Origin of the sequence: Enterococcus sp. AZ101 (assembly GCF_050499005.1) — a bacterium.
Taxonomy (GTDB): domain Bacteria; phylum Bacillota; class Bacilli; order Lactobacillales; family Enterococcaceae; genus Enterococcus_L; species Enterococcus_L ureilyticus.
Map to the genome: position 1 here is coordinate 400861 of NZ_JBMHEZ010000002.1, position 22954 is coordinate 423814.

Below are 22954 nucleotides of genomic sequence, written 5' to 3' on the forward strand. Positions count from 1 at the left end.
TAAATAAAGAGGTGGAAAAATGGCATTTGAAGAAAAAGCAACAGTAGAAGGTTGTACGGTATTTTATAAAGTAAATGAACAAGCAAAGAAATATACATTAAAAGATAATGGTTTTACTGAAACAAATTCAGGAAACTTCCAATTGATTCGTCCATTGGATGCAACTCCTCAAAGTAAAGAAGGGTTTAAATTAAAAATTACGATTGCTGAAGATTTAAAAACATTAAAAATGTCAGTAACAACGGCGAACGGACTAAAATCAATGAATATTTTCAAGAATGAATCACATGCAATGAGCCAAGAGAAGTTCTATTTCTTGATGGATGGCATGATCAGTCGTGGCGTTTTGGAAAAAGTGTAATCAATCGATTCAAAAAATAAGATCTGTCCTTTTGTGGACAGGTCTTATTTTTTGATAGTAAGAGCTCTTGTCAGACCTAAAAATTCTTGATAAACTTTTTTTGTCCTCGATCTTTAAAAGAAGTGAGGAAAATGAAAAATAAGGTGTTTTGGATTAGAAAAAATAATTTAGTATTTATGATTTTAATAGGGATAATCTTTAGCTTGGTACTATATTTTTATTCAAAAGATAATAGGATCTCGTTTATCTTGCAGTCTCTGTTAGAGGGTCAGACAGAGATCATTCTGATCGGTTTATCCATTCTGGAATTGATCGCTATTCTATAAAATGGGCGGAGTATCTGATTGCGTTAATGATTGGAGCTGTTATTACTTTTCTTATGTACCTGCTTGTTCCGATCAGACTTTTGGAAACTAAATGGCAAGCATTGATTGTCCTTGGAATATTTTTTATTGTCGGGATCCGAAACATTTCTTTTAAAAAGAGGATACCATTACAAAATATAGGTATTCATAAAGGCAGGATCAGTATTAATGGTATTCGTTATAAAGATGAAGAAATTATCCATTTTGCTATGAGTGCTAGCAGTGATGATAATAAAAAAATGATGTTCATCTTTTAAATATAGTATTTGATGATGGCAGAAGAAATCAAAGTTTGGCCTATCATTTTACTATCGGTCATTCTCAATTGCTGGAATATCAACTGCTAGAAGAAAACTTACTACGAAAATATGGAGATAAATATCAGTTATTATTTAGCCAAAATTAAGGTATGTTCCTAAGAGCTTTACTTCTATCAAAATACTAGTATAATAAGTATCACTGAAAAGTTACGACCTTCAAATCGTAGATCAATTCAGAATCTAAATTGAAATGATGGTGATCAAATGACAGATAACAGCAAAACTCGTGTCATTGTAGGCATGAGCGGAGGTGTAGATTCTTCTGTTACAGCACTGCTTTTAAAAGAGCAAGGCTATGATGTCGTGGGTATCTTTATGAAAAATTGGGATGACACGGATGAAAATGGTGTATGTACAGCCACCGAAGATTACAAGGATGTAGCGAAAGTTGCTGACCAAATCGGTATTCCTTATTATTCAGTAAACTTTGAAAAGGAATATTGGGATCGTGTATTTGAATATTTTTTGGCAGAATATCGTGCAGGACGAACACCAAATCCTGATGTGATGTGTAATAAAGAGATCAAATTCAAAGCCTTTTTGGAATACGCAATGCAACTAGGTGCAGATTATGTGGCAACGGGACATTATGCCCAAGTAGAAAGAAAAGAAGATGGTACAGTACGTATGTTACGTGGTGTAGATAATAATAAAGATCAAACCTATTTCTTGAGTCAATTATCTCAAGCACAATTAGCTAAAACGATGTTCCCCTTAGGCAGCATGGAAAAATCAGAAGTTCGAGCAATTGCAGAACGCGCTGATCTAGCAACTGCGAAGAAAAAAGATTCAACAGGTATTTGTTTTATTGGCGAAAAGAACTTCAAACAATTTTTAAGTACTTATTTACCTGCTAATAAAGGAAATATGATGACGTTAGACGGGGAGATCAAAGGAAAACATGACGGCTTGATGTATTATACCATTGGTCAACGCCAAGGCTTAGGCATCGGTGGTGGCAAAGGCTCACAAGAACCTTGGTTTGTAGTGGGGAAAGATTTAGCAACGAATACATTATATGTTGGACAAGGCTTCCATCATGAACAATTATATGCAACACACTTAGATGCAAGTGAAATTCATTTTACCGTTGATACAGAAATGCCTAGAGAATTTGAATGTACGGCGAAGTTCCGCTATCGTCAAGAGGATATACCCGTTAAAGTTGTGTTAACGGGTGACGGAACGACAGCTAAAGTGATTTTTTCTGAACCTGTACGTGCAATTACTCCAGGACAAGCCGTTGTCTTTTATGATGGTATGGAATGTCTTGGTGGTGGCTTGATTGATCAAGCTTACCAAGAAGAAAAAGTACTACAATATATCTAAAAAAAGGAGTAGGGAGAAATTCCTACTCCTTTTTTTGCTTACTGTTTTGAATATAAGCTCTAGATTCTGGTGAAATAACCAGATAAAGCATCGAAACAAATTCAAACACACGAAATGCTAACATAATCATTTTAGGAAACATGCTGACCATTATCGGTGGGTAAAAATACATTAGAAAGATGAATGGGATAAAGAGCACTGAGGCGATGTATCCTTTTTTACCACCTATCATTAATCCGGCAATCACAATAATATAAATGAGAAAAACAAAAATCTGATACCAAACATCCGCTCCAAAAGATCCATGTCCTTCCACTATCGCTTTTAACGACATGATCAACGCAATAATGAGCAAAATATTATTATATAATAGTAAATAAATAGCAATTGAGTTCCAAAATACAGGTTTTTTCATAATAAGAAACGTTCCTTTCTATTCTTTCCATATTTTAGCAAAAGGCTATTCTATACGCAATGAAATAAAGATCAATTTAAATTTATTCTTCTGTTTATTTCAACTTATGGTAAAATTAGAAATAATGAAGGTTTGAACAAAAAACTATTTCACAAGCACTTAAGTTGAAAGTTTCACGATAAGTGACTAGAATAGCTCTTGTAGAAAGAATTGGAGTGATCGATCAATGTACCAAGTTGTTATCATGTACGGCGATAATGAGCCATGGTGGTTTTTTGAAGACTGGCAAGAAGATATTGAGGAAGAAAAGTCATTTGACCGTCTAGAAGATGCAGAACGTTATTACATAAAAAAATGGCAAGAACTTTCTTCAACATATGAATACATAAATACAAAAGTGAATTACTTAGCAGCGTTCTGGAATGCTGGGGATGAACGCTGGTGTGAAGAATGTGATGAAGATCTGCAGCAATATAAGGGACTTGCTTTACTGAAAGACCAAAAAGCAGTGACGTTTGAAAGTGGCGATGATTTTCATGAACGGCACAACGATTGTGCGAAGCCGAAATGCTGTAAATCGAGTTTGGTTTAGAAGGATAGAAAAAAGTCAGAGTCGCTTAGCTCTGACTTTTCTTTGTCTTATCTTTTTTTTCATGCACGTATATATTTTTGGGTAGGATGATTTCAGTATTATTATCTTTCGTTAAAAAGACGAAATCACTTTTTTCTTTAAAAGTTTCTTGAGTAATAGTGGTATTATTTTCAGGTGGTGTTGGTGATGGAGTATTATATTCATTAGTCATGTAAAACGACCTCCTTTTTATAATTATACCCTAAATAATCATAAAAAAGAATAACTGCTTCTTTTCAGCAAACTTGGAACAAAAAATTTAGATAAAGGATGAGAGTAGAAGCAACTCCTGCAGTAGCGTCTTGGCTTTCCAAAAAGATTACTTACTCTTTGCAGACCCACTTACCGTCTTCCATATTACAAGAGCCATCCCCAGAATCATTGTTTTTAATAATTTCAATAACTGGGCTTTCTTTTTCCTTGATTATCTGAATCGCTTGGATGATTTGCTCCATTGGCTGTGCACCGTTGATGAGATATTTTCCATTCACAATCAAGGCAGGTACACCAGTGAGTTGGTAAGCATTCGCTAAATTAAAATCCTCTTCAACTAATGCTAAAGTTGCTGGATCTGTAAAAGCGGATTGCCATTTTTCAAAGTCAATTGAGCAATTTTTTATAATTGCTTCAAGCACATCAAGATCATCAATATTACGGCTATCCATAAATAGTGCTGCTTGTAAAGCATCAAAGACATCCCAATAGCTATCCTCACCGCCGACTATACCTGCAGCTTTTGCGGCAAGTAAACCGTTCATAGAAGTAGGAAAAAGAAAATCAGTTTCGCGCATTCCTTCAATATTAAAACGATGAAGCTCATCATTTTGGTTAGCATGAAACCAATGGGATAAAATTTCATTTTTAGCATTTTCTCGAGAACCAAACATTCGATCGTGGTCTTGTGATTCTCTTGCCAAAGCAAAAGAGCGGTGGATAACCTTGATTTCAGGCATTTCTTTTTTGACTTGTCTCATTCTATAAGACATAGGAAAACAAAAACTGCAAATAACATCGTGAAAAAATTCAATTGTGATCATAGTTTCTCCTTAATAATGAGTGTTTTTTAACTTACTATTAGTAAGAATACAGTTCTTCTGTTTACATTTCAATTAAAATGCTTGAATAAGAGGCGAAAAGAGTACGCAGAGTGTGGTAAAATCAACCTATTGACGTTTTGGAGATGAATTCAATTTACATAAGAAATTCAGAAAGTGAGTGAAATAAATGGGGAAACAACTAATTATTGCTGAAAAACCTAGTGTTGCTAAAGATTTAAGTAAAGTTCTTGGCGCAAATCAAAAAAATAAAAGTTATTACGAAGGACCTAATGTTATTGTGACATGGGCGTTAGGACACTTGTTAGGATTAAAAATGCCGGAAGACATCAATAAAGAATGGCAATCCTGGCAAATGGAGACTCTACCAATGGTACCTAAGAACTTAGGAATAAAACCGTTACCTAAAACAGGCCATCAATTAAAAGCGATCAAACAATTAGCAAATCGCAAAGATGTTACCGAAGCAGTTATTGCAACGGATGCAGGACGTGAAGGGGAACTAGTTGCTCGTTGGATCTTAGAATATGTCCATTTTAATAAGCCAGTAAAACGGTTGTGGATTTCATCCCAAACGGATAAAGCAATCAAAGATGGTTTCAAAAAGTTAAGACCAGCTAAAGAGTACGACAATTTGTATTATTCCGCTTTAGCGCGTGCAAAAGCAGATTGGTTAGTGGGATTAAACGTGACAAGAGCGTTGACTGTCAAGTACCAAGACAGCTTGTCAGCTGGACGAGTTCAAACACCAACCCTATCTTTGGTCCGTCAACAAGAAAAGAAAATAGAAAGCTTTAGACCACAAACCTATTTTTCAGTAGAGTTGCAAGTTCAAAAAGAAAAAGCCAAACTTGTTCAAAGTAATCCCTACGCTTTTAAAGAACGGAATGAGGTAGAGGCCTTTGTGAAACAATTAAGTGAAGGTAAAGGCAAAGTAACCGATATCCAAGAAAAAGTCAAAACAGAACAAGCACCACTACCGTATGATTTAACAGAAATCCAAAGAGAAGCCAATCAGCGCTATCAATTTTCTGCAAAGAAAACTTTGTCATTAGTACAAAGTCTCTATGAATTTCATAAAATCGTGACGTATCCAAGAACGGATAGTAAATATTTAACAACAGATATGAAAGCTACTATGAAAGAACGCTTGCAAGCAGTCAGCGATTTTTCACCAGAAGTTAAAACCTATATCAAAGACGGCGGTCAAGTCAAACTGACAAAAGTATTCCAAAATGAAAAAGTCACAGATCACCATGCGTTGATTCCGACTGAACAACGCCCGCGTTATGAAAAGTTAAGTGGCGATGAACAAAAAATCTATAACATGATCGTCACTCGTTTCCTAGGGATGTTTGCAGAATCTCATCGTACAAAACAAACAAAAGTAACCGTAAGTTTTGGGAAAGAACAATTTGTCTTCCGCCAAAGTAAAGTTGAAGTTACGGGGTGGAAGCAAGAAAAAGAAGCAGTAGCGCCAAGTTTTGATTGGAAATTGGGCATGATCATACCACCAAATTTCACTATTAATAAAGAACTAACTGCACCACCAAAGCCGCTGACCGAAGGAACCTTGCTAGGCTTAATGGAAAAGCATAGTTTGGGAACACCAGCTACACGAGCTGAAATCATTGAAAAGCTGATCAAGTCAGAGCTGATGGAACGGACAACAAATGGCTTAAGCGTGTCACCAAAAGGGAAGCAACTCCTTGAATTAGTCAATCCCTCGTTAGTCACACCTGAACTAACAGAAAAATGGGAAAAAACGTTAGAAGCTATCGCCAAAGGCAAGCAAAGCAGTACCGTTTTTCTAAAAGAAATCGAACAAGATACAAAAAAACTTGTCAATGAGATCAAACAAAGTGAAAGCAAATACCAAGACTTTTCTATTACGCAAAAGAAATGCCCAGAATGCGGCTCAAACTTGCGTGAGAAAAACACGAAAGACGGTAAAATCTATGTGTGCTCTAACCAAGACTGTAGTTATCGCCGCAGAAAAGACCCGAAAGTTTCTAACCACCGTTGTTCACAATGTCACCGTAAAATGGATATCATTGATGGGAAAAATGGTTCATATTTTAAATGTAAATATTGCTCGATTACTGAAAAAATGCAGGATAAAAAAGAGCGTAACAAGAAACTGACGAAACACGAAGAACGTAAATTGATGAAGAAATACTCACAAAAAGAAGAACCAGAAGAAAGTGCATTGGCACAAGCGTTAAAAGCGGCAATGAAACAAGATTGAGTTTAAATAAAGACACTGGTCATCAATAAATAAGATGATCGGTGGCTTTATTTTATTATTTGTTTGGAAGATATTAAGCGAAGAGTCAGTGGGTTTTAATTTATGGTATAATTTTGAAGATAAGAGTATCGGTTGTGAGTTAGAAAAGTATGGTAAATAATGCACCAAAGAAGAAAGGAGCATAAAAATGAGAAAAAATGAATATTTAACCTTAGTAGCAATGGAAGAATGTGCAGAAATTCAACAAGCATTATCAAAAGCAATCAGGTTTGGGTTTGATGATCATCACCCTTCTAGAGCAGATGAAACGAATGAAGAACAACTTTTGACAGAATTTTATCAATTAACTGCAATGATCGAAGAATTGCAAAATCAAGGGATCATTGAAAGCTTTACTCGAGAAAAAATAGCTGAGGTGAAACAAAATAAAATTAAGAAGGTTTATCAATACATGGATTATTCAAAGAAGCAAGGATTGTTGGACTAAAGATATTTGGCAGACGTAATTCAAATGTAGATTGGATTCGTCACGTTGTTTTAGTTTGATGAAAAAAATTTCATTTTTTTCTTTGGGGAAGTCGTCTATTGAAAAACAGAAAAAATAAAATAATATATTATAGTAGAATATGAATAACATATTCTACTATTTATGCATTAGTAAAATAATGTTCTTTTGATCATTGAGTTTTTTTAAAGGTTCTTATTGTTATTTATTTCAATCCAATCACTTTGTTTTTTATTTTCTGGCAAAATCAACTTGTTTAAAATGAAGGGGAATTACATAGAATGATGAAAAAAAATTTATTAGCACACTTTTTAATACTACTAGGACTGTTTTTTTTTGCTCAAAATAGCTATGCTGAAACAACAACGCTAGAAGTTACTAGTTTGGAGCAACCAAATTGGATATTTAAAACAGGGATGTCTCGAGCCAAATATCACGATAGGCAAGATTTAGGGATTGTAGTTAATGGAGGTTCAACCATAAAAATTCGCAGAACTAGCGTGAATGATGGGTATAATAATTTAACATTATGGTTACTTGGAAATAATCGAACACAAGAGAAATCTCTGCCCATAACGAATGAATGGAAAACAGTACCTGTCGAACATAGTGCTGTGCCATTTATCAACACGCCTTATGGGGAAAATGATGCTGAAGTTGAGTATGAAATCGATGGTGTTAGTGTAGCATTACCAGTTTATGAATCAGGCTCAAATGAACAAACTTTTTTTTCAAAGTGGAGAGACACAAATGCAGCGTTTGGTTTGGTAAAGGGGGAACAATTTCAATTATTAATCCCTAATAAAGAAAAAGAGCAAGCAGAGAGTTTAAAAGATTTTTCTGATTTAGATCAATACATTACCTATCAGAACAGTATCATTAACTACTACGATGAGCTAATGGGGCTTTCAGAAACGGTGAGTGGTGTAAATAAAAAACCAGAAAACCGCTTTTTCTTAAAAGCTGATGGTGGAACAGGACCCGGAATCGCCGCATATTATCAAGATAACTATTCTTCAAATGGAAAAGATACGGTAGTGAATCGATGGATGACAAAATGGGATTGGGGTACCCTACATGAGATAGGACATGCCTATCAACCATCATATAATAATAAAGACATGTACACGGGGGAAGTGTCTAACAATTTATTAGCCGTTTTTTATACCGATACTTACAGAGGGAAATCGATCGTAGAGAAAAACTCTTGGTTATATAATTTCGGGAATAAAGCAACTGTAGAATCAGGATTATACAGTCGATTAGTTGAGCAGCAAATCGGGTATCCCGACTTGGATCATAGAGGACGGCTAATTCTCTTAACCGATCTGACTCAAAGTGTTGGAAAAGAGAATTGGACAAAACTGAATGTCATGTATAGAGAGGCTGTAAATAATGGGGACGAGAACATTAAAAATATGTCATTACCCGATTTATTTAATCTATTTTATAGTAGTCAAATGCAGAAAGATTATAGTTCAGTCCTGCTTAAATGGGGCTTACCTTTAACAGAACAAAGACAACGAATAGTAAATCGTGGAAAAAGTTATTCGGCAGTTACTTCTCTCGTTGATGTCGTTCCTAAGGAAAAGTTAAAGGATGCGGTCTCTTTATTAAGTCCTTCATTGATGGTTGATTCCCAGTTTAGCCTTGTCACAAATCAAGAAATAGCTGCTTTAAATTTACCAGTAGGGGCCTTGACTATTCATCTTAATATACATGATTTTGCCCAAATAAAAGGGAAGAAAATAGGTATAAAAGATGGAAATCAGTTAGTTAAAGAAGTTGAAATAAATGAACCAGATATTGTCATTCCTAAGTTGGAAAACGGTGTTTATACCCTGCAACTTCCTAAAACGGAGGGATTTTATGAAGCGGATAATTATTATGCGTATGTTCGTGATGCACAAAATGAAACAACTGTTAATCTAACTGAGATAAAGGGAAGTAGGCTATACGATGAAACGATTCAGTTTAAAGGTCTATATGATAGGGTTTTCGGTGTCATTCAAACAGATTTTATGAATCAAAAGATGATCATTGATGTAACCTCTACTACACCTCACACTTATTTTAAAGGGCAACTTTATGCTTCAATAGAAGTTTTTGATGAATTTGATCAGTTGATTTATCACAAGGAAATGGAAGGAACAGATGTAGTAGTAGAAAAAAGTGAACTTCCACTGAAAGAAGGGTATAAAATTAAGTTATACCATGCAGAGACAACAAATCGATTAACTGCAGCTACTGAAACGTTAATTGATCCAACGCTTAAAAGCAATGTGCTGCTTGTGAAAAATGGCTACTTGGTAAACGAAAATAGAACACCTGGAATAGCAGTAGCAAAAGAAAAAATTACCTCTGCAATTGATACAATAAAATCAGATGCTGAATGGGCAAGTGTAGATAATAATCCAGAGAAAACACAAATAACTGTTGCAATTTTATCATTACCAGAAGCAGAGAGAGATGTTTTGTTAGAACTGCATCAAGATTTTTTAGAGATTCATCCTGGGACTATAACCATTCAGTATGTAGACAATAAAGGCGTAGAATTAGACAAATCAGAGATATTTACAGGCCGATTTGGTGAAAAAATCACAGTCAATGCAAAAGAAATCAAAGGATATGAGTTAGATGTGAGTTCACCTCTAATAGAACTGAATTATCAACTTAAACCTCAAGTTGAAAAGTTTATCTATAAAAAAGATTACACCTCAATAAGTCCTGTAAACCCAGAAGATCCTGACAAGATAATGATACCGAATGAAATGAGTGTCAAGCCAAATAACAACCCACTTAAGATTTTACATGTTTCTAATTTTCATTTTGGACAGCAAGCAATGACACTTAATGCACAAACCTACAATGCAATTTTAGAAAACGGAAAAAATGAAGCGGGGCTAACGGAGAATTTTGCAAACTCAGTTCAAATCTCTGATGAGCGGGAGACAAATGCAGGTTGGAGACTTCAAGTAAGACAAGAAGAGCAGTTTACATCCGTTATCACAAAGAAAGAACTAGTGGGAGCACAAATCATTTTAAAAAATCTAACTATGAGTAAAGGGAAAAGTAATGCGGCAGGACTGGCAACTGTTTCAGAAAAAGAATTGGAGTTAATACCAGATGGCATGACAACTATAGATGTTGCTACAGCCGAAGCTAAAACGGGGATGGGGACACAAGTAGTGAGATTTGGTGATAAAGGGTCAACAGCTGAAACAAGTATACAATTAGACGTTCCAGCACAGCCACAATTAGTGGCAGAAAAATACACGACGACATTAACGTGGATTTTAACTGATTCTCCCATATGAAATCAGAGACGTATAGCATTAAGTTAGTATAGGGAGGCAGTATGACTAAAAAGATGATTAAACCATATCTACTATTATCAGTAATTGCTTTTGTAATGTGTCTGATGGGTTCATTCAACGTAGTTGGACAGGCAGATAATAATGAGCAGAATGAAGACGCCATAGCGGGATCTCTTGAAGTGAAAACAATCATCCCCGAAAATCAAAGAGACAAAACAAAAACGTATTTTGACTTACTAATGTCTGCAGGAACAGAGCAAGTTATTCAAGTAGAGTTGAAAAATACATCCCAAAAAGAAGATATAGTAGCTGTGATTCAAATTAATGATGCAACCACTAATAATAATGGCACAGTAGAATATACAAAAAGTGAAAAAAGAGATTCAACGTTAAAAGTTGGAATTTCAGATCTAGTGAAAACAGATTCAGAGGTTGTTATTCCTGCAAATCAGACTAAGACGCTTTTTATACAGATTACAATGCCAACTGAAAAGCTTGATGGAGTACTCCTTGGGGGAATAGTGATAAGCGAAGAGAAGCAAAGAGCATTAAATGAAAAAAAAAGCACTGGTACTACTGTAATTAATAAATTTGCGTATACAATTGGTCTGTTATTGACAGAAAATGAAAAAGAAGCAGAGGCAAAATTGAAATTAACAACAGTGACGATTGGCAAAGTCAACTATCGAAAGTTTATCAAGGCAAATATTCAAAATACTCAACCTGTCATTATTAAGGATATGATGATTGAAGCTAAAATCTATTTAAAAGAAGGAAAAGAAATTTTTTTCACTCAAACATCAGAGAATATTAACATGGCCCCAAACTCAAATTTTGACTACTTAATAAGTATGGAAAAAAATGAGTTTCCAGCTGGAAACTACATTTTAGAAGTGAAAGACAAAAATGGTGAAAAAGAGTGGACTATGGAAAAAGAATTTACCATTGTAGAAAAAGAGAATAAGAAATTAAATGAAACAACGAATCAACTAGAGGCGACTTCCTCAAGGAAGCTGATTTTTTATATAGTGTTGCTACTATTTATTTTGTGGTCAATTAATTGGAAAAATAGAAATAGAAGAAAAAAGTAACGGTTTAGATAGTTAGTGAAGACTAGAGTATGAATAGAAAAGTGGGAAGCTAAAGTAGTCATCTTCTCACTTTTCTTATTTTTCCCCAAGAACAAAGGAATATTTTGATGAAAATAGGACAGAAACATTTGTATTTTGTAAATAAAAGAGTATACTTTAGATTGGAATCATTCTAAAATTAATAAAAAGAGTTTCCACGCACATATTGTATTTAGGTTTATTTTATTCTGGGTTTTGATTCATTTTGGCAGCACCAACCAACTGCGCAAATGGATAATTACAATGGATAAAATCAGCTTATTCTTTTTGTGGAAACAGTAAAAACAAGGGGGATTATTGATGTTTGATATTGTAACATTAGCAAGATTCCAATTTGCAATGACGACTGTCTTTCATTACTTCTTCGTACCGTTTTCAATAGGATTAGCACTTGTAGTCGCAGTCATGGAAACGATGTATGTTGTGAAAAAAGATGAGCGTTATCGCAAAATGGCGAAGTTTTGGGGCAACATTTTTCTATTAAGTTTTGCAGTCGGAGTTGTAACAGGAATTATTCAAGAATTCCAGTTTGGAATGAACTGGTCAGATTATTCACGCTTTGTCGGAGATATTTTTGGTGCTCCACTAGCAATTGAAGCGTTACTTGCATTCTTTTTAGAATCAACATTTTTAGGTTTATGGATATTTACTTGGGATAAAGTCAGTCCTAAACTACATTTAACATTTATTTGGTTGGTCGTATTTGGTTCAATGATGTCGGCTTTCTGGATTTTAGCGGCAAACAGCTTTATGCAACATCCAGTGGGCTATACTTTAAACAATGGTCGTGCTGAATTGATCGATTTTGGGGCCGTAATTGGCAATCCAAAAGTTTGGTATGAGTTTACACATGTTCTGTCTGGCGCAATTGTGATGGGCGGGATGATCGTTGCAGGTTTAGCTGCATTCCAAATTTTGAAAAAACGTGATATGAATTTCCACAAAACATCTATGCGTGTTGGTTTATGGATCGCTTTATTTGGGTCACTATCTGTTTTATTTACAGGGGACTTGCAAATGAAAGCCTTGATCAATGATCAACCAATGAAATTTGCGGCAATGGAAGGGGATTATGAAGATTCTGGCGATCCGGCCGCTTGGACATTGATTGCTTGGGCAGATGAAGCGCAACATAAACAAGTATTTGGGATTCAAATTCCTTATATGCTAAGTATCCTTTCTTATAACAGTTTATCTGGTTCCGTTGATGGAATGGACACTGTGAATGAACGTTTGAAAGAACAGTATGGTGATGATAAAAATTATTATCCACCAGTCAACACATTATTCTGGAGCTTTAGAGTCATGGCTGGCTTTGGTGCATTGATGCTTTTAGTTTCAGCTTTAGGATTATTCTTTAGTCGCAAGAAAAAACCTTCACTTTATGAAAAACGTTGGATGGTTTGGATATTAGCATTGTGTACATTTGCTCCATTCTTGGCAAATACAACAGGTTGGTTGATTACTGAGCTTGGTCGTTATCCTTGGACTGTTTATGGTTTATTTACGATCGAAGACAGTGTGTCGCCAAACGTATCAGTGGCTTCACTGTTAACATCGAATATTATTTACTTTATTCTCTTTGCAGGTCTAGGTTCAGTCATGGTTTACTTGATTACGGTCGAACTTAAAAAAGGCCCAGATTATGAAGAAAAGAAATTAGCAGAGGCAAACTCTACTGATGTAGATCCATTTGATAAGGAGGTCTTTGGCGAATGAGTACGTTGCAATTACTTTGGTTTGTCCTAATTGGTATTTTATTCTCAGGCTTCTTCTTCCTAGAAGGTTTTGACTTTGGCGTGGGGATGTCCGTTCAAACATTAGCGCACGACGAAGAGGAAAAAGAACAAATCATCCAAACGATTGGACCGGTTTGGGATGGTAATGAAGTCTGGTTATTAACAGCAGGTGGGGCGATGTTTGCTTCTTTCCCATACTGGTATGCTTCATTATTTAGCGGATTCTACTTGATTTTGTTTATTATTTTAGTTGGTTTGATCATTCGTGGAGTGTCATTTGAATTCCGTCACCGTATGCCAGATGGCAAACGTCGTAGAATGTGGAACTGGACATTATCGATCGGTAGTTTTATCGTGCCATTTTTCTTTGGGGTTTTATTCATTGATTTAGTTCAAGGAATGCCGCTTGATGTGAATGGCAATATGATGGCTTCATTTACTGACTACATCAATGTATTTTCTGTTGTCGGTGGGGTTGCTTTGACATTATTGTGCTACCTACATGGCTTGAATTATATTACGCTTAAAACAGAAGGTCCTGTGAGAGAGCGTGCACGTAATTATGCGTCATTCTTTTATTGGGTTTTATATGTTGGCTTAGTTGTCTTTGCCGCTTTGTTGTACTTTAAAACAGATTTCTTTGATAATAACTTTTTAGTGACATTATTACTTGTTGTAGCAATTGTAGCATTGACAGTTGTTGCCAACGTCAGTGTCTTTAAGAAAAAAGAAATGTTGGCGTTCCTTGCTAGTGGTTTGACGTTGATTCTTCTAGTGGCATTATTATTTAGTGGTTTATTCCCACGAGTGATGATCGGTAGTGAAGGGTATTATGACATCTTGATCAAAGATGCTTCAAGTTCTCCTTACACATTGAAAACAATGACATGGTTATCATTAACGATTTTACCATTTGTATTAGCCTATACAGGCTGGTCTTATTATGTCTTTAGAAAACGGATCAAACATCCAGCAATCGCTGCTGTGGGGTATGAAGGATGATCGATAAAGCCATCTTAAAAATGCCGAAAATCAAAAATATCATGATCTTGCTTGCAGGTTTTTCTTTCCTGCAAGCAGTATTTATTATAGGACAAGCATTTTATTTAGCGAAAGCCGTTGTTGGGTTATGGGAAGGTGGTCTGCTACAAGACCAGCTGTTGAATATTTTGGTGTTCTTTTTGTTTTATACTGGTAGACATGTCGTGACGTATCTTCGTGAGAAAATGTTAGACACCTTTAGCTATGAGCGATCACGTGAATTAAGGGAAGCCTTGTTGCAAAAGGTTTTCCGCCTGGGACCAACGGTGGTTCAGAAAAATGGTACGGGAAATATGATCACGATGGCACTTGAAGGAATCAGTCAGGCAGAAAATTATCTGCATCTGATTTTGATGAAAATTATGAATATGATGATCATTCCCTGGATCATTTTGATTTTTGTCTTTACATTGGATATTCGTTCTGGAGTCGTTTTATTAGTGGTGTTTCCTATGATTATTATATTTATGATCATTTTAGGATATGCGGCTCAAAGTAAAGCGGATAAACAATACAAAGCATTTCAGATTTTGTCTAACCATTTTATCGATTCATTACGAGGCTTAGACACTCTAAAGCTATTTGGGTTAAGTAAGAAGTATGCAGGCAGCATTTATAATACCAGTGAGCGTTTTAGAGAAGCAACGATGAGTACTTTGAAAATCGCGATTTTATCAACGTTTGCCTTGGACTTTTTTACAACATTATCAGTAGCTGTTGTAGCGGTATTTTTAGGTTTGAGTTTGTTAGAAGGTGGGATTTTACTATTTCCTGCATTGACGACCTTGATTTTAGCACCAGAATTTTTCTTACCAGTGCGTGATTTTGCAAGTGATTATCATGCGACTTTAGATGGTAAAAATTCATTCCAAGCAATCCAAGCTGTTTTGGATTTACCAGAAATGACTGAAACGGATCGTCTTACTTTAGGAGATTGGACAGCGTTGAGTGAATTAACAGCTGAACAATTAACATTCCAATATGAAGAAGCCGCTCAGCCAGCATTAAAAGGATTAGATTTTAAAGCAAAAGGGTATCAAAAAATTGGGATCATTGGCGCAAGTGGTTCGGGAAAATCAACCTTGATCAATGTATTGAGTGGATTTTTGGAACCGAATGCTGAAATGACAAAAATCGAAGTCGATGGACAAGAGATCCCACATTTTCTGCAAAAGCAATGGCAAAGTCAAGTACTCTATATTCCGCAGTCTCCTTATATTTTCCAAGATACCTTAGCCAATAATGTCCGTTTTTATACGCCAGAAGCGTCAGATGAGCAAGTGATGGCTGCTGTTCAGTTAGTAGGACTAGAAACGCTTGTAACAGGTCTAGGGGACGGTATCAATACGGTAATTGGCGAAAGCGGGAGAATGCTAAGCGGAGGCCAAGCACAGCGTGTGGCGCTTGCTAGAGCTTTTTTAGATCAAGAACGTCGGATTTTACTATTTGATGAGCCGACTGCTCACTTAGATATTGAAACTGAGGTAGAATTGAAAGAAAGAATGTTGCCTTTAATGGAAGAACATCTTGTCTTTTTTGCCACGCATCGATTACATTGGATGGCAGAAATGGATTATATTCTAGTGATGGATAAAGGACAGTTGGTTGAAGCAGGCACCTTAGCTGAGTTGACTGAAAAAAATGGCTACTATGTAAAATTAGTCAATCAAATGAGGGGGACAGAATAATGGAAAATACCCCAACAAATAAAGAATTATATGAAAAAGATCAATGGGTTAAACCCTTCTTGAAAAAGTATAAAGGCTTATTGTACTTAGCCCTGATTTTAGGCTTTTTAACTTTCTTCAGTGCGGGTGCTTTGATGTTTAACTCGGGTTATTTAATTAGCCGAGCAGCATCACTTCCAGAAAATATTTTGATGATTTATATTCCCATTGTATTAACACGCGCCTTTGGGATTAGTCGTCCAGTTTTCCGATATATTGAGCGTCTAGTCAGTCATAATTGGGTTTTGAAAATGACATCTGATTTGCGTTTGAAACTTTACCTGGTTTTAGAGAAAGATGCGATTTTCTTTAAATCGAAATACCAAACGGGTGATATTTTAGGTTTATTATCTGAAGATATCAATCACTTGCAGAACTTGTACTTGCGTACGATTTTCCCAACTGTGATCGCTTGGTTGTTATATATCTTTATTATTATTGGACTAGGTTTGTTTTCATGGTGGTTTGGTCTGTGCATGTTATTGATGTTAGGTGTAGTGATTTTTCTTTTGCCAATGCTCTCAGTTTTAGTAAATGGTGCGAGACAAGAGAAACAAAAAGTGTCTAAAAATGAATTGTATAAAACATTGACAGATAATATCTTAGGCGTTTCTGATTGGGTGTTTAGTCAACGTGGACAAGAATTTGTTCATTCATATGAGAAAGAGGAAGCAAAATTACGCCAGTTAGATGAAAAGATCAAACGTTTCAATCGTTTTCGTGATTTTGTTTTACAAGTCGCTTTTGGGGTCATTACAGTTGCCATTTTAGCTTGGACGAGCGTTCGTTTTCCTGGCAACCATGGTGGAGCGGCTAACTGGATTGCAGCATTTACTTTAACGGTGTTTCCACTGATCGATGCATTTGCTCCCCTACCTGATGCGGCGCAAGAAACAAATATTTATAAAGATTCCATCAAACGATTGAATGATTTACCAGAGCCAGATGAGACAAATCAAGTCGTGAACGATGTAACGGTTACTGATAGTGAAATCAAGATCACGGATGTGTCATTTTCTTATGAGGGAACAGCTAAGAATGTACTGGAAAATTTAAGTTTAACAATCCATTCAAAAGAAAAATTAGCAATTTTAGGCCGTAGCGGTTCAGGGAAAAGTACTTTAGCAACCTTGATTCGTGGGGATTTACGTCCAGATAAAGGTTATATTACGCTAGGCGGGATTCCTACAGCAGAATTTGGTGATCAAATTACCCAATCGATTGGTGTGATTCATCAAACACCTTACTTATTTAGAACGACGATTCTAAATAATGTTCGAATCGGACGAGAAGAAGCCTCAGAAGAAGAGGTTTGGCAAGTATTGAATAAGGTTGGTTTAAAAGAAATGATTGCAGCGTTACCGGAAGGGTTACTGACGATGGTGGATGAAGCGGGGCTGCGTTTTTCTGGCGGTGAACGCCATCGTTTGGCTTTAGCACGGATTTTACTTCAAGATACACCAGTTGTACTGTTGGATGAACCAACGACAGGACTGGATCCAATCACAGAACAACAATTATTGGAGACGTTTTTTGAGACATTGAAAGATAAAACGATTATTTGGATCACACATCATTTGCAAGGGGTTCACATGATGGACCGGGTCGTTTTTATTGAAGATGGTCAGCTAGAAATGAGTGGTTCTCCACAAGAGCTACTGGCGACAAATCCGCATTATCAACAATTATATGCAATTGATCGTGGTATGAATAAGCACTGAATGAAATAAAAAAAGCTGAGGCAAAACGCAATGAGCGTTGCCTCAAGCTTTTAAAAGGATCGTTGTAATAATAAGTGCGTTAATTGAGTTAGCTGTTCTTTACCTAAACAATCAGGTAGTCTTTCAATATCAGTCAAAGCCTTTTCTGTTACTCGTTTAGCAAATGCTTTTGCATCATTTACGCCCTCTAGTTCGTAAACAAGTTGAGCAACTTCACTTGCTTGGGTAGTTGTTATGGCCGCCCCCTTTTCTAAATAATTGTTAAAGCGCTCTGGTGATTTTTGCATCGCAAAGAGCAACGGTAATGTGTAAACACCTTGAGCGAGATCTTCTAAGACAGGCTTTTTTAAGGTTTTGACATCTGCGGTGTAATCTAAGATATCATCATAGACTTGAAAGGCAATCCCAATATGGCGACCAATCCGTCTTGCCAGACGCTGGACCTCAGCACAAGCAAAGCCAAAATGAGCACCTTCTAAACAACTTAATGAGAATAGTTCAGCTGTTTTGCCATTAACGCTGCGTAAATAATCGGAAATCGTCATGTTCTTTTTATAACGTGTGTGCATTTGATCTAATTCACCGAGTAGTAATCGTTTCATCGCAGAAGCGTTCGTATGTAAGAAATCTGAACCATTCATTGTATCAGCAAGTAATTCAAAGAACTCTGTGAATAATAAATCTCCTGTATAAACGGCAACATCTTTGCCATAACGAGATTGAATCGTAACAGCTCCTCTTCGAAGAGGAGAATCATCGATGATATCATCGTGGACAAGTGTGGCCATGTGTAAAATTTCGATTGAAGCAGCAATTTTTATTAGTTGTTGATGGTCTTGTTTTTGTTCATCGCCAATTTGAGTAAATAAAAAAAAGAAGGCAGGGCGCAATAATTTTCCACCAGAACACGTTAGCTCGACTAAAGCTGCTTCAATTTCTTTGTTTCGTATTTTTACTTGATGTTTGATCAATTCACAAGTTTCGTTTAGTTGTTGTTGGATAATAGGAAATTCCTTCCAAAAATCATTCATAACACAATAGTCCTTTCAGTAATTCAATACTATTGATTGTATACGATGTTGGTGAAGAAATACAAGTAAATTATTCTGTGAGCATAAAACTAAATAATGTAAGGAGAGAAGAGTATAATTTGAATAGAGAAGTTTTTTTTGAATTAGTTGAACTAAAAGCAAAGACAGCCAGTGTTTTACCCTTTCTTTTAGGAATTTGTTTTAGTTGGTATCATTATGGAAGTTTACATTTAGGTTATGTTCTTATTTATTTTATTGCGATGTTTATTTTTAATATGGCTGTTGATATTTTAGATAACTATAATGACTACCACCATGCCAAAGAAGGGCATGATTATAAAGAAAAGACGAATATCATCGGGCGGGAGAACCTGTCACTATCAATGCTTCGTCAATGGATCATTTGGATGATCGTCATCTCAGCATTGATGGGAATCGGTTTATCTATGATTGTCGGTTGGCCGCTATTATGGTTGGGGCTGTACTGTTATTTGATTGGAATCTTTTATTCTTCTGGACCCAAACCATTATCAAGTTTGCCTTTGGGTGAATTCTTTTCAGGATTTACGATGGGCTTTATGATCATGTTGATTTGTGTCTATATCAATACATTTGATTCTTTTCAATGGACAGCGGGCAATCTTGGCAGTATCTTCTTAGTATCACTACCCAATACTTGTTTGATCGCTAATTTAATGTTAGCAAATAATATTTGTGATTTAGAAGAAGATGAAATGAATCATCGCTTCACCTTAGTTCACTATTTAGGGAAGAAAGCATCGATTGGTTTGTTTGTCGGATTGATCGTGATTGCATTTGCATCGATTGTGTTGAGTGTTGTTTTGGGCTTAACACCGATTACGATGTTATTGACGTTACTTGTTTTGCCATTTATTTGGAAACAAACGAAGTTATTTTTAAAGGAGCAAGTCAAAACAAAGACATTTATTTGCGCTGTTAGAATTTTAGCAGTCGGAGCACTGGCACAAGTTGTATTTTTCGCCATAGGATTGTGGCTTAAATAATAAATAAAAAGGTTAAGAGGGGATTTTAAAAATGAGTAAGCATGTCGTTATTTTGGGCGCTGGCTATGCCGGATTAAGAGCGCTCCATGAATTACAAAAAGGAAACAATGAGTTGAAAATCACATTGGTTGATCAAAATGATTACCACTTTGAAGCAACAGATATCCACGAAGTTGCAGCAGGAATCCAAACGTCAGAAAGAATTACTTATCCAATCAAAGATGTTGTAAAATCAGCATGTACGACGTTTGTACAAGGTAGAGTGGAAAAAATCGATAGTGAAAATCAACTTGTTCATTTGAAAGATCAAGAAGCGATTTCTTACGATTATTTGATCGTAGCTTTAGGTTATGAATCAGAATCATTTGGTATTCCAGGTGTTGAAGAATTCTCATTAAAAATGGTCGATATTCCGACATCAGAAAAAGTCTATCAACATTTAACAGAACAAATGAAAGCATACAAAGAAACAAAAGATGAAAATTACCTAAAAATCGTGGTTTGCGGTGCAGGTTTCACTGGGATCGAATTATTAGGTTCATTGCATGAAGGCAAGAAAAAACTAGCTGAAATCGCAGGTGTTGAGCCTGACAAGATTCAATTGTATTGTGTTGAGGCTGTGACTCGTTTATTGCCAATGTTTAGTGAAAAATTAGGTGGTTACGGAATCGATCATTTGAAAAAATGGGGTGTTAATTTCTTAGTTGGAAAGCCAATCAAAGAGATCAAACAAGATACGGTTGTTTATTTAGATAATCAAGAAACAAATGAATTAAATGAATTAACAGCAAAAACAATCATTTGGACAACTGGTGTCAGTGGCAGTCATGTTGTTGGTGATTCTGGTTTTGCAGCAAAACGTGGACGTGTGATGGTTAAACCAGACTTAACAGATACAGATCATGAGAATGTCTACATTATCGGTGACTGCTCTGCTGTGATGGATAAAGAATCAAATCGACCTTATCCGACAACTGCACAAATTTCACTTAAAATGGGTGAACACGCAGGTAAGAACATCAAAGCCCAGTTAAAAGGAGAACCTACGAAAGAGTTTACGTTTAAATCGCTAGGTTCTGTCGCTTCTATTGGCAATAGTCATGCGTTTGGTGTTGTTGGTAAAATGGAAGTCAAAGGCTATCCAGCTTCATTCATTAAAAAAGCAATCATGGATCGTTCTTTATTTGAGACAGGTGGAGTGAAAGAAGTGTTAGCTAAAGGTCGTTTTGATTTTTACCGTTAAAGAGAAAATTGTAGTATAATAAAATCAATCGAAATGCAACGAAGGGTTCCAAGTAGAAAGTTGTTTTGAAATGACAGAAAGTCAACGGCTGCTGGAAGTTGGCCAAAACAACATTTTGAATTACAAATCTGGAGCATGATGTTTATTTGGGTGAGATCCGTTAACGTCTTTTGAGAGGAAATTATTATTTAATTTCAACTATGGGTGGTACCGCGTGTAAGGATACGTTCAAGACAAAATCATAGGATTTGTCTTGTCGTTTATTCGTCCCTGACAGTCTATTTTTGATTGTCAGGGACTTTTTTATTTTTAAATCGTTAAATTGACAGGAAAAAGGGGATTTTAGATGAACAAAGAGTTAAGTGTCAAAGAAGCATTTATTGTATTTCTATCATTATTATTGATTATTAGTATTTGTGTGATCGGCATCGGTATGAGTCCGATTTTCCCAGTGTTATGTGCTTTAGGCTTATTAATAGCTTGGAGTAAGTGGCGGCAAGCTTCCTGGGATAAGATTCATGAAGGGATCATTGAAGGGGTTAAAACAGGAATCGTTCCGATGGTCATATTTATTTTGATCGGTGCCTTGATTGCAGTTTGGATTGCTAGTGGTGTGATTCCAACCATGATGTACGCTGGATTTTCTGTGATTAGCACCACGATTTTTTTACCATCGGCCTTTGTTAGTTGTGCAGTAGTGGGAATTTCGATTGGCAGTGCCTTTACTACTGTTTCAACAATTGGCTTGGCTTTAATGGGGATGGGAATCTCAATGGGGTTCAATTCTGCGATACTAGCCGGAGCGATCATTTCAGGTGCTGTTTTTGGTGATAAAATGTCGCCGCTCTCTGATACGACCAATTTAGCTTCTGCGGTTGCCGGAGCAGATTTATTTAAACATATTCGAAATATGATGTGGACGACCGTTCCAGCCTTTATTCTTTCGTTTATGCTATATGCAATTATTGGCTTTCAAACAAAAATTGGGCAAACAATGATTGAAACAAACCAATTTTTAGAAGTCTTACAAGAAAATTTTTCGATTAGCTGGTGGGCGCTTTTACCGATTCTGCTGCTAGTTTTTTGTTCAATCAAACGGGTTCCAGCTATTGCTTCATTATTGGTCACGATTTTAGTTTCAAGTGTGATGTATTTGTTTCAAGAAAAGACGGTTGATTTAAAACAATTGAGTACGATAATCGAAAATGGGTTTGTTTCAGAAACAGGAATGGAACAAATTGATGCTTTGTTGACTAGAGGGGGGATTCAAAGTATGATGTGGTCAGTCTCATTGATTCTTTTAACATTGTCATTGGGCGGGTTATTGATGAAAATGGACGTGATCACTGTTTTGATGGCGCCGCTTGCTGCTAAGTTGAAATCAACAGGTAGTTTAGTAGCTGCGACAGTTTTCAGTGGTGCCTTGGCTAATTTAATGATCGGAGAGCAGTATCTATCCATCATTTTACCTGGCCGTGCTTTTAAAGAAAGTTATGATAAATCAGGTCTTGCCCCAGAAGTTTTGTCACGCGCCTTGGAAGATTCTGGAACAGTTCTAAATTCATTGATTCCTTGGGGAGTAAGCGGAGTATTCATGGCAAGTACACTGCAAGTGGCTACATTAGATTATGCACCATTTAGTTTCTTTATTTTATTCTGTCCGATTTTGTCGATTTTTTCTGGTATAACTGGAATTGGGATTCATAAACAAGCATCTTTGGTAGAATAAGTAATGCGAATAAAGGCGTGTG

At 36.1% G+C, this 22954-nt stretch carries 19 protein-coding genes; 15 read left to right on the plus strand and 4 right to left on the minus strand.

Annotated elements, in window-relative coordinates; translation table 11 throughout:
* Nucleotides 1–19: 19 nt before the first annotated feature.
* From IGJ50_RS11240 to mnmA, 3 genes are all read left to right on the plus strand, one after another.
* Complete coding sequence (locus tag IGJ50_RS11240; RefSeq protein WP_207120510.1) at nucleotides 20–361, plus strand: DUF1831 domain-containing protein; 342 nt, start codon at nucleotides 20–22, stop codon at nucleotides 359–361.
* Between the two features lie 352 nt (nucleotides 362–713).
* On the plus strand, nucleotides 714–983 hold the full coding sequence (locus IGJ50_RS11245) for a hypothetical protein (RefSeq protein ID WP_069640566.1): 270 nt from the start codon (nucleotides 714–716) through the stop codon (nucleotides 981–983).
* A 267-nt stretch (nucleotides 984–1250) separates the two neighbouring features.
* A complete protein-coding gene (gene mnmA / locus IGJ50_RS11250; RefSeq protein WP_207120511.1) occupies nucleotides 1251–2375 on the plus strand; it encodes a tRNA 2-thiouridine(34) synthase MnmA in 1125 nt (374 codons plus the stop codon).
* A 22-nt stretch (nucleotides 2376–2397) separates the two neighbouring features.
* Here the strand turns inward: mnmA and IGJ50_RS11255 are convergent, their stop codons facing one another.
* The gene (locus tag IGJ50_RS11255; protein ID WP_069640568.1) at nucleotides 2398–2790 is read right to left on the minus strand and encodes a hypothetical protein; all 393 of its coding nucleotides are present in this window, start codon (nucleotides 2788–2790) and stop codon (nucleotides 2398–2400) included.
* Nucleotides 2791–3016: 226 nt separating this feature from the next.
* Between IGJ50_RS11255 and IGJ50_RS11260 the strand changes: the two genes are divergently transcribed.
* Entirely contained in the window at nucleotides 3017–3382 is a 366-nt protein-coding gene (locus IGJ50_RS11260) for a DUF1033 family protein (RefSeq protein WP_069640569.1), read from the plus strand.
* Between the two features lie 25 nt (nucleotides 3383–3407).
* Here the strand turns inward: IGJ50_RS11260 and IGJ50_RS11265 are convergent, their stop codons facing one another.
* Both IGJ50_RS11265 and IGJ50_RS11270 read right to left on the minus strand, forming a co-directional pair.
* Nucleotides 3408–3593 (minus strand): hypothetical protein, encoded by a 186-nt coding sequence (locus IGJ50_RS11265; protein WP_069640570.1) that lies wholly within the window; start codon nucleotides 3591–3593, stop codon nucleotides 3408–3410.
* A 151-nt stretch (nucleotides 3594–3744) separates the two neighbouring features.
* Nucleotides 3745–4458 (minus strand): DsbA family oxidoreductase, encoded by a 714-nt coding sequence (locus IGJ50_RS11270; protein WP_429950442.1) that lies wholly within the window; start codon nucleotides 4456–4458, stop codon nucleotides 3745–3747.
* Between the two features lie 187 nt (nucleotides 4459–4645).
* Between IGJ50_RS11270 and IGJ50_RS11275 the strand changes: the two genes are divergently transcribed.
* The 8 genes from IGJ50_RS11275 to cydC all read left to right on the plus strand — a co-directional run bounded on the left by IGJ50_RS11275 (nucleotide 4646) and on the right by cydC (nucleotide 17904).
* On the plus strand, nucleotides 4646–6724 hold the full coding sequence (locus tag IGJ50_RS11275) for a DNA topoisomerase III (protein ID WP_069640571.1): 2079 nt from the start codon (nucleotides 4646–4648) through the stop codon (nucleotides 6722–6724).
* 187 nt (nucleotides 6725–6911) lie between these two features.
* Nucleotides 6912–7211 carry a hypothetical protein gene (locus tag IGJ50_RS11280; RefSeq protein WP_207121106.1) on the plus strand — a complete coding sequence of 100 codons (300 nt, stop codon included), beginning with the start codon at nucleotides 6912–6914 and terminating at the stop codon, nucleotides 7209–7211.
* Between the two features lie 299 nt (nucleotides 7212–7510).
* Nucleotides 7511–10546, plus strand: coding sequence for a WxL domain-containing protein (locus IGJ50_RS11285; protein WP_429950443.1), 3036 nt, complete (start codon nucleotides 7511–7513; stop codon nucleotides 10544–10546).
* A 41-nt stretch (nucleotides 10547–10587) separates the two neighbouring features.
* Nucleotides 10588–11637 (plus strand): DUF916 and DUF3324 domain-containing protein, encoded by a 1050-nt coding sequence (locus tag IGJ50_RS11290; protein ID WP_429950445.1) that lies wholly within the window; start codon nucleotides 10588–10590, stop codon nucleotides 11635–11637.
* Between the two features lie 339 nt (nucleotides 11638–11976).
* Nucleotides 11977–13395, plus strand: a complete 1419-nt coding sequence (locus tag IGJ50_RS11295) for a cytochrome ubiquinol oxidase subunit I (protein WP_069640575.1) — start codon at nucleotides 11977–11979, stop codon at nucleotides 13393–13395.
* Nucleotides 13392–14417 (plus strand): cytochrome d ubiquinol oxidase subunit II, encoded by a 1026-nt coding sequence (gene cydB, locus IGJ50_RS11300; RefSeq protein WP_069640576.1) that lies wholly within the window; start codon nucleotides 13392–13394, stop codon nucleotides 14415–14417. The genes IGJ50_RS11295 and cydB overlap by 4 nt, the downstream gene beginning before the upstream one ends.
* Nucleotides 14414–16144: a thiol reductant ABC exporter subunit CydD gene (gene cydD / locus IGJ50_RS11305; RefSeq protein WP_429950447.1), complete on the plus strand. Its 1731-nt coding sequence runs from the start codon at nucleotides 14414–14416 to the stop codon at nucleotides 16142–16144. The genes cydB and cydD overlap by 4 nt, the downstream gene beginning before the upstream one ends.
* Entirely contained in the window at nucleotides 16144–17904 is a 1761-nt protein-coding gene (gene cydC / locus IGJ50_RS11310) for a thiol reductant ABC exporter subunit CydC (RefSeq protein ID WP_069640578.1), read from the plus strand. Before cydD ends, cydC begins: the two co-directional genes overlap by 1 nt.
* A 50-nt stretch (nucleotides 17905–17954) precedes the next feature.
* Here the strand turns inward: cydC and IGJ50_RS11315 are convergent, their stop codons facing one another.
* Complete coding sequence (locus IGJ50_RS11315) at nucleotides 17955–18935, minus strand: polyprenyl synthetase family protein (protein ID WP_069640579.1); 981 nt, start codon at nucleotides 18933–18935, stop codon at nucleotides 17955–17957.
* 119 nt (nucleotides 18936–19054) lie between these two features.
* On the opposite strand from IGJ50_RS11315, the gene IGJ50_RS11320 reads away from it, so the two are divergent.
* From IGJ50_RS11320 to nhaC, 3 genes are all read left to right on the plus strand, one after another.
* A complete protein-coding gene (locus IGJ50_RS11320) occupies nucleotides 19055–19960 on the plus strand; it encodes a prenyltransferase (protein ID WP_207121111.1) in 906 nt (301 codons plus the stop codon).
* Between the two features lie 31 nt (nucleotides 19961–19991).
* On the plus strand, nucleotides 19992–21203 hold the full coding sequence (locus tag IGJ50_RS11325; RefSeq protein WP_429950450.1) for an NAD(P)/FAD-dependent oxidoreductase: 1212 nt from the start codon (nucleotides 19992–19994) through the stop codon (nucleotides 21201–21203).
* 346 nt (nucleotides 21204–21549) lie between these two features.
* Nucleotides 21550–22932, plus strand: coding sequence for a Na+/H+ antiporter NhaC (gene nhaC / locus IGJ50_RS11330; protein WP_429950452.1), 1383 nt, complete (start codon nucleotides 21550–21552; stop codon nucleotides 22930–22932).
* Nucleotides 22933–22954 lie beyond the last annotated feature (22 nt).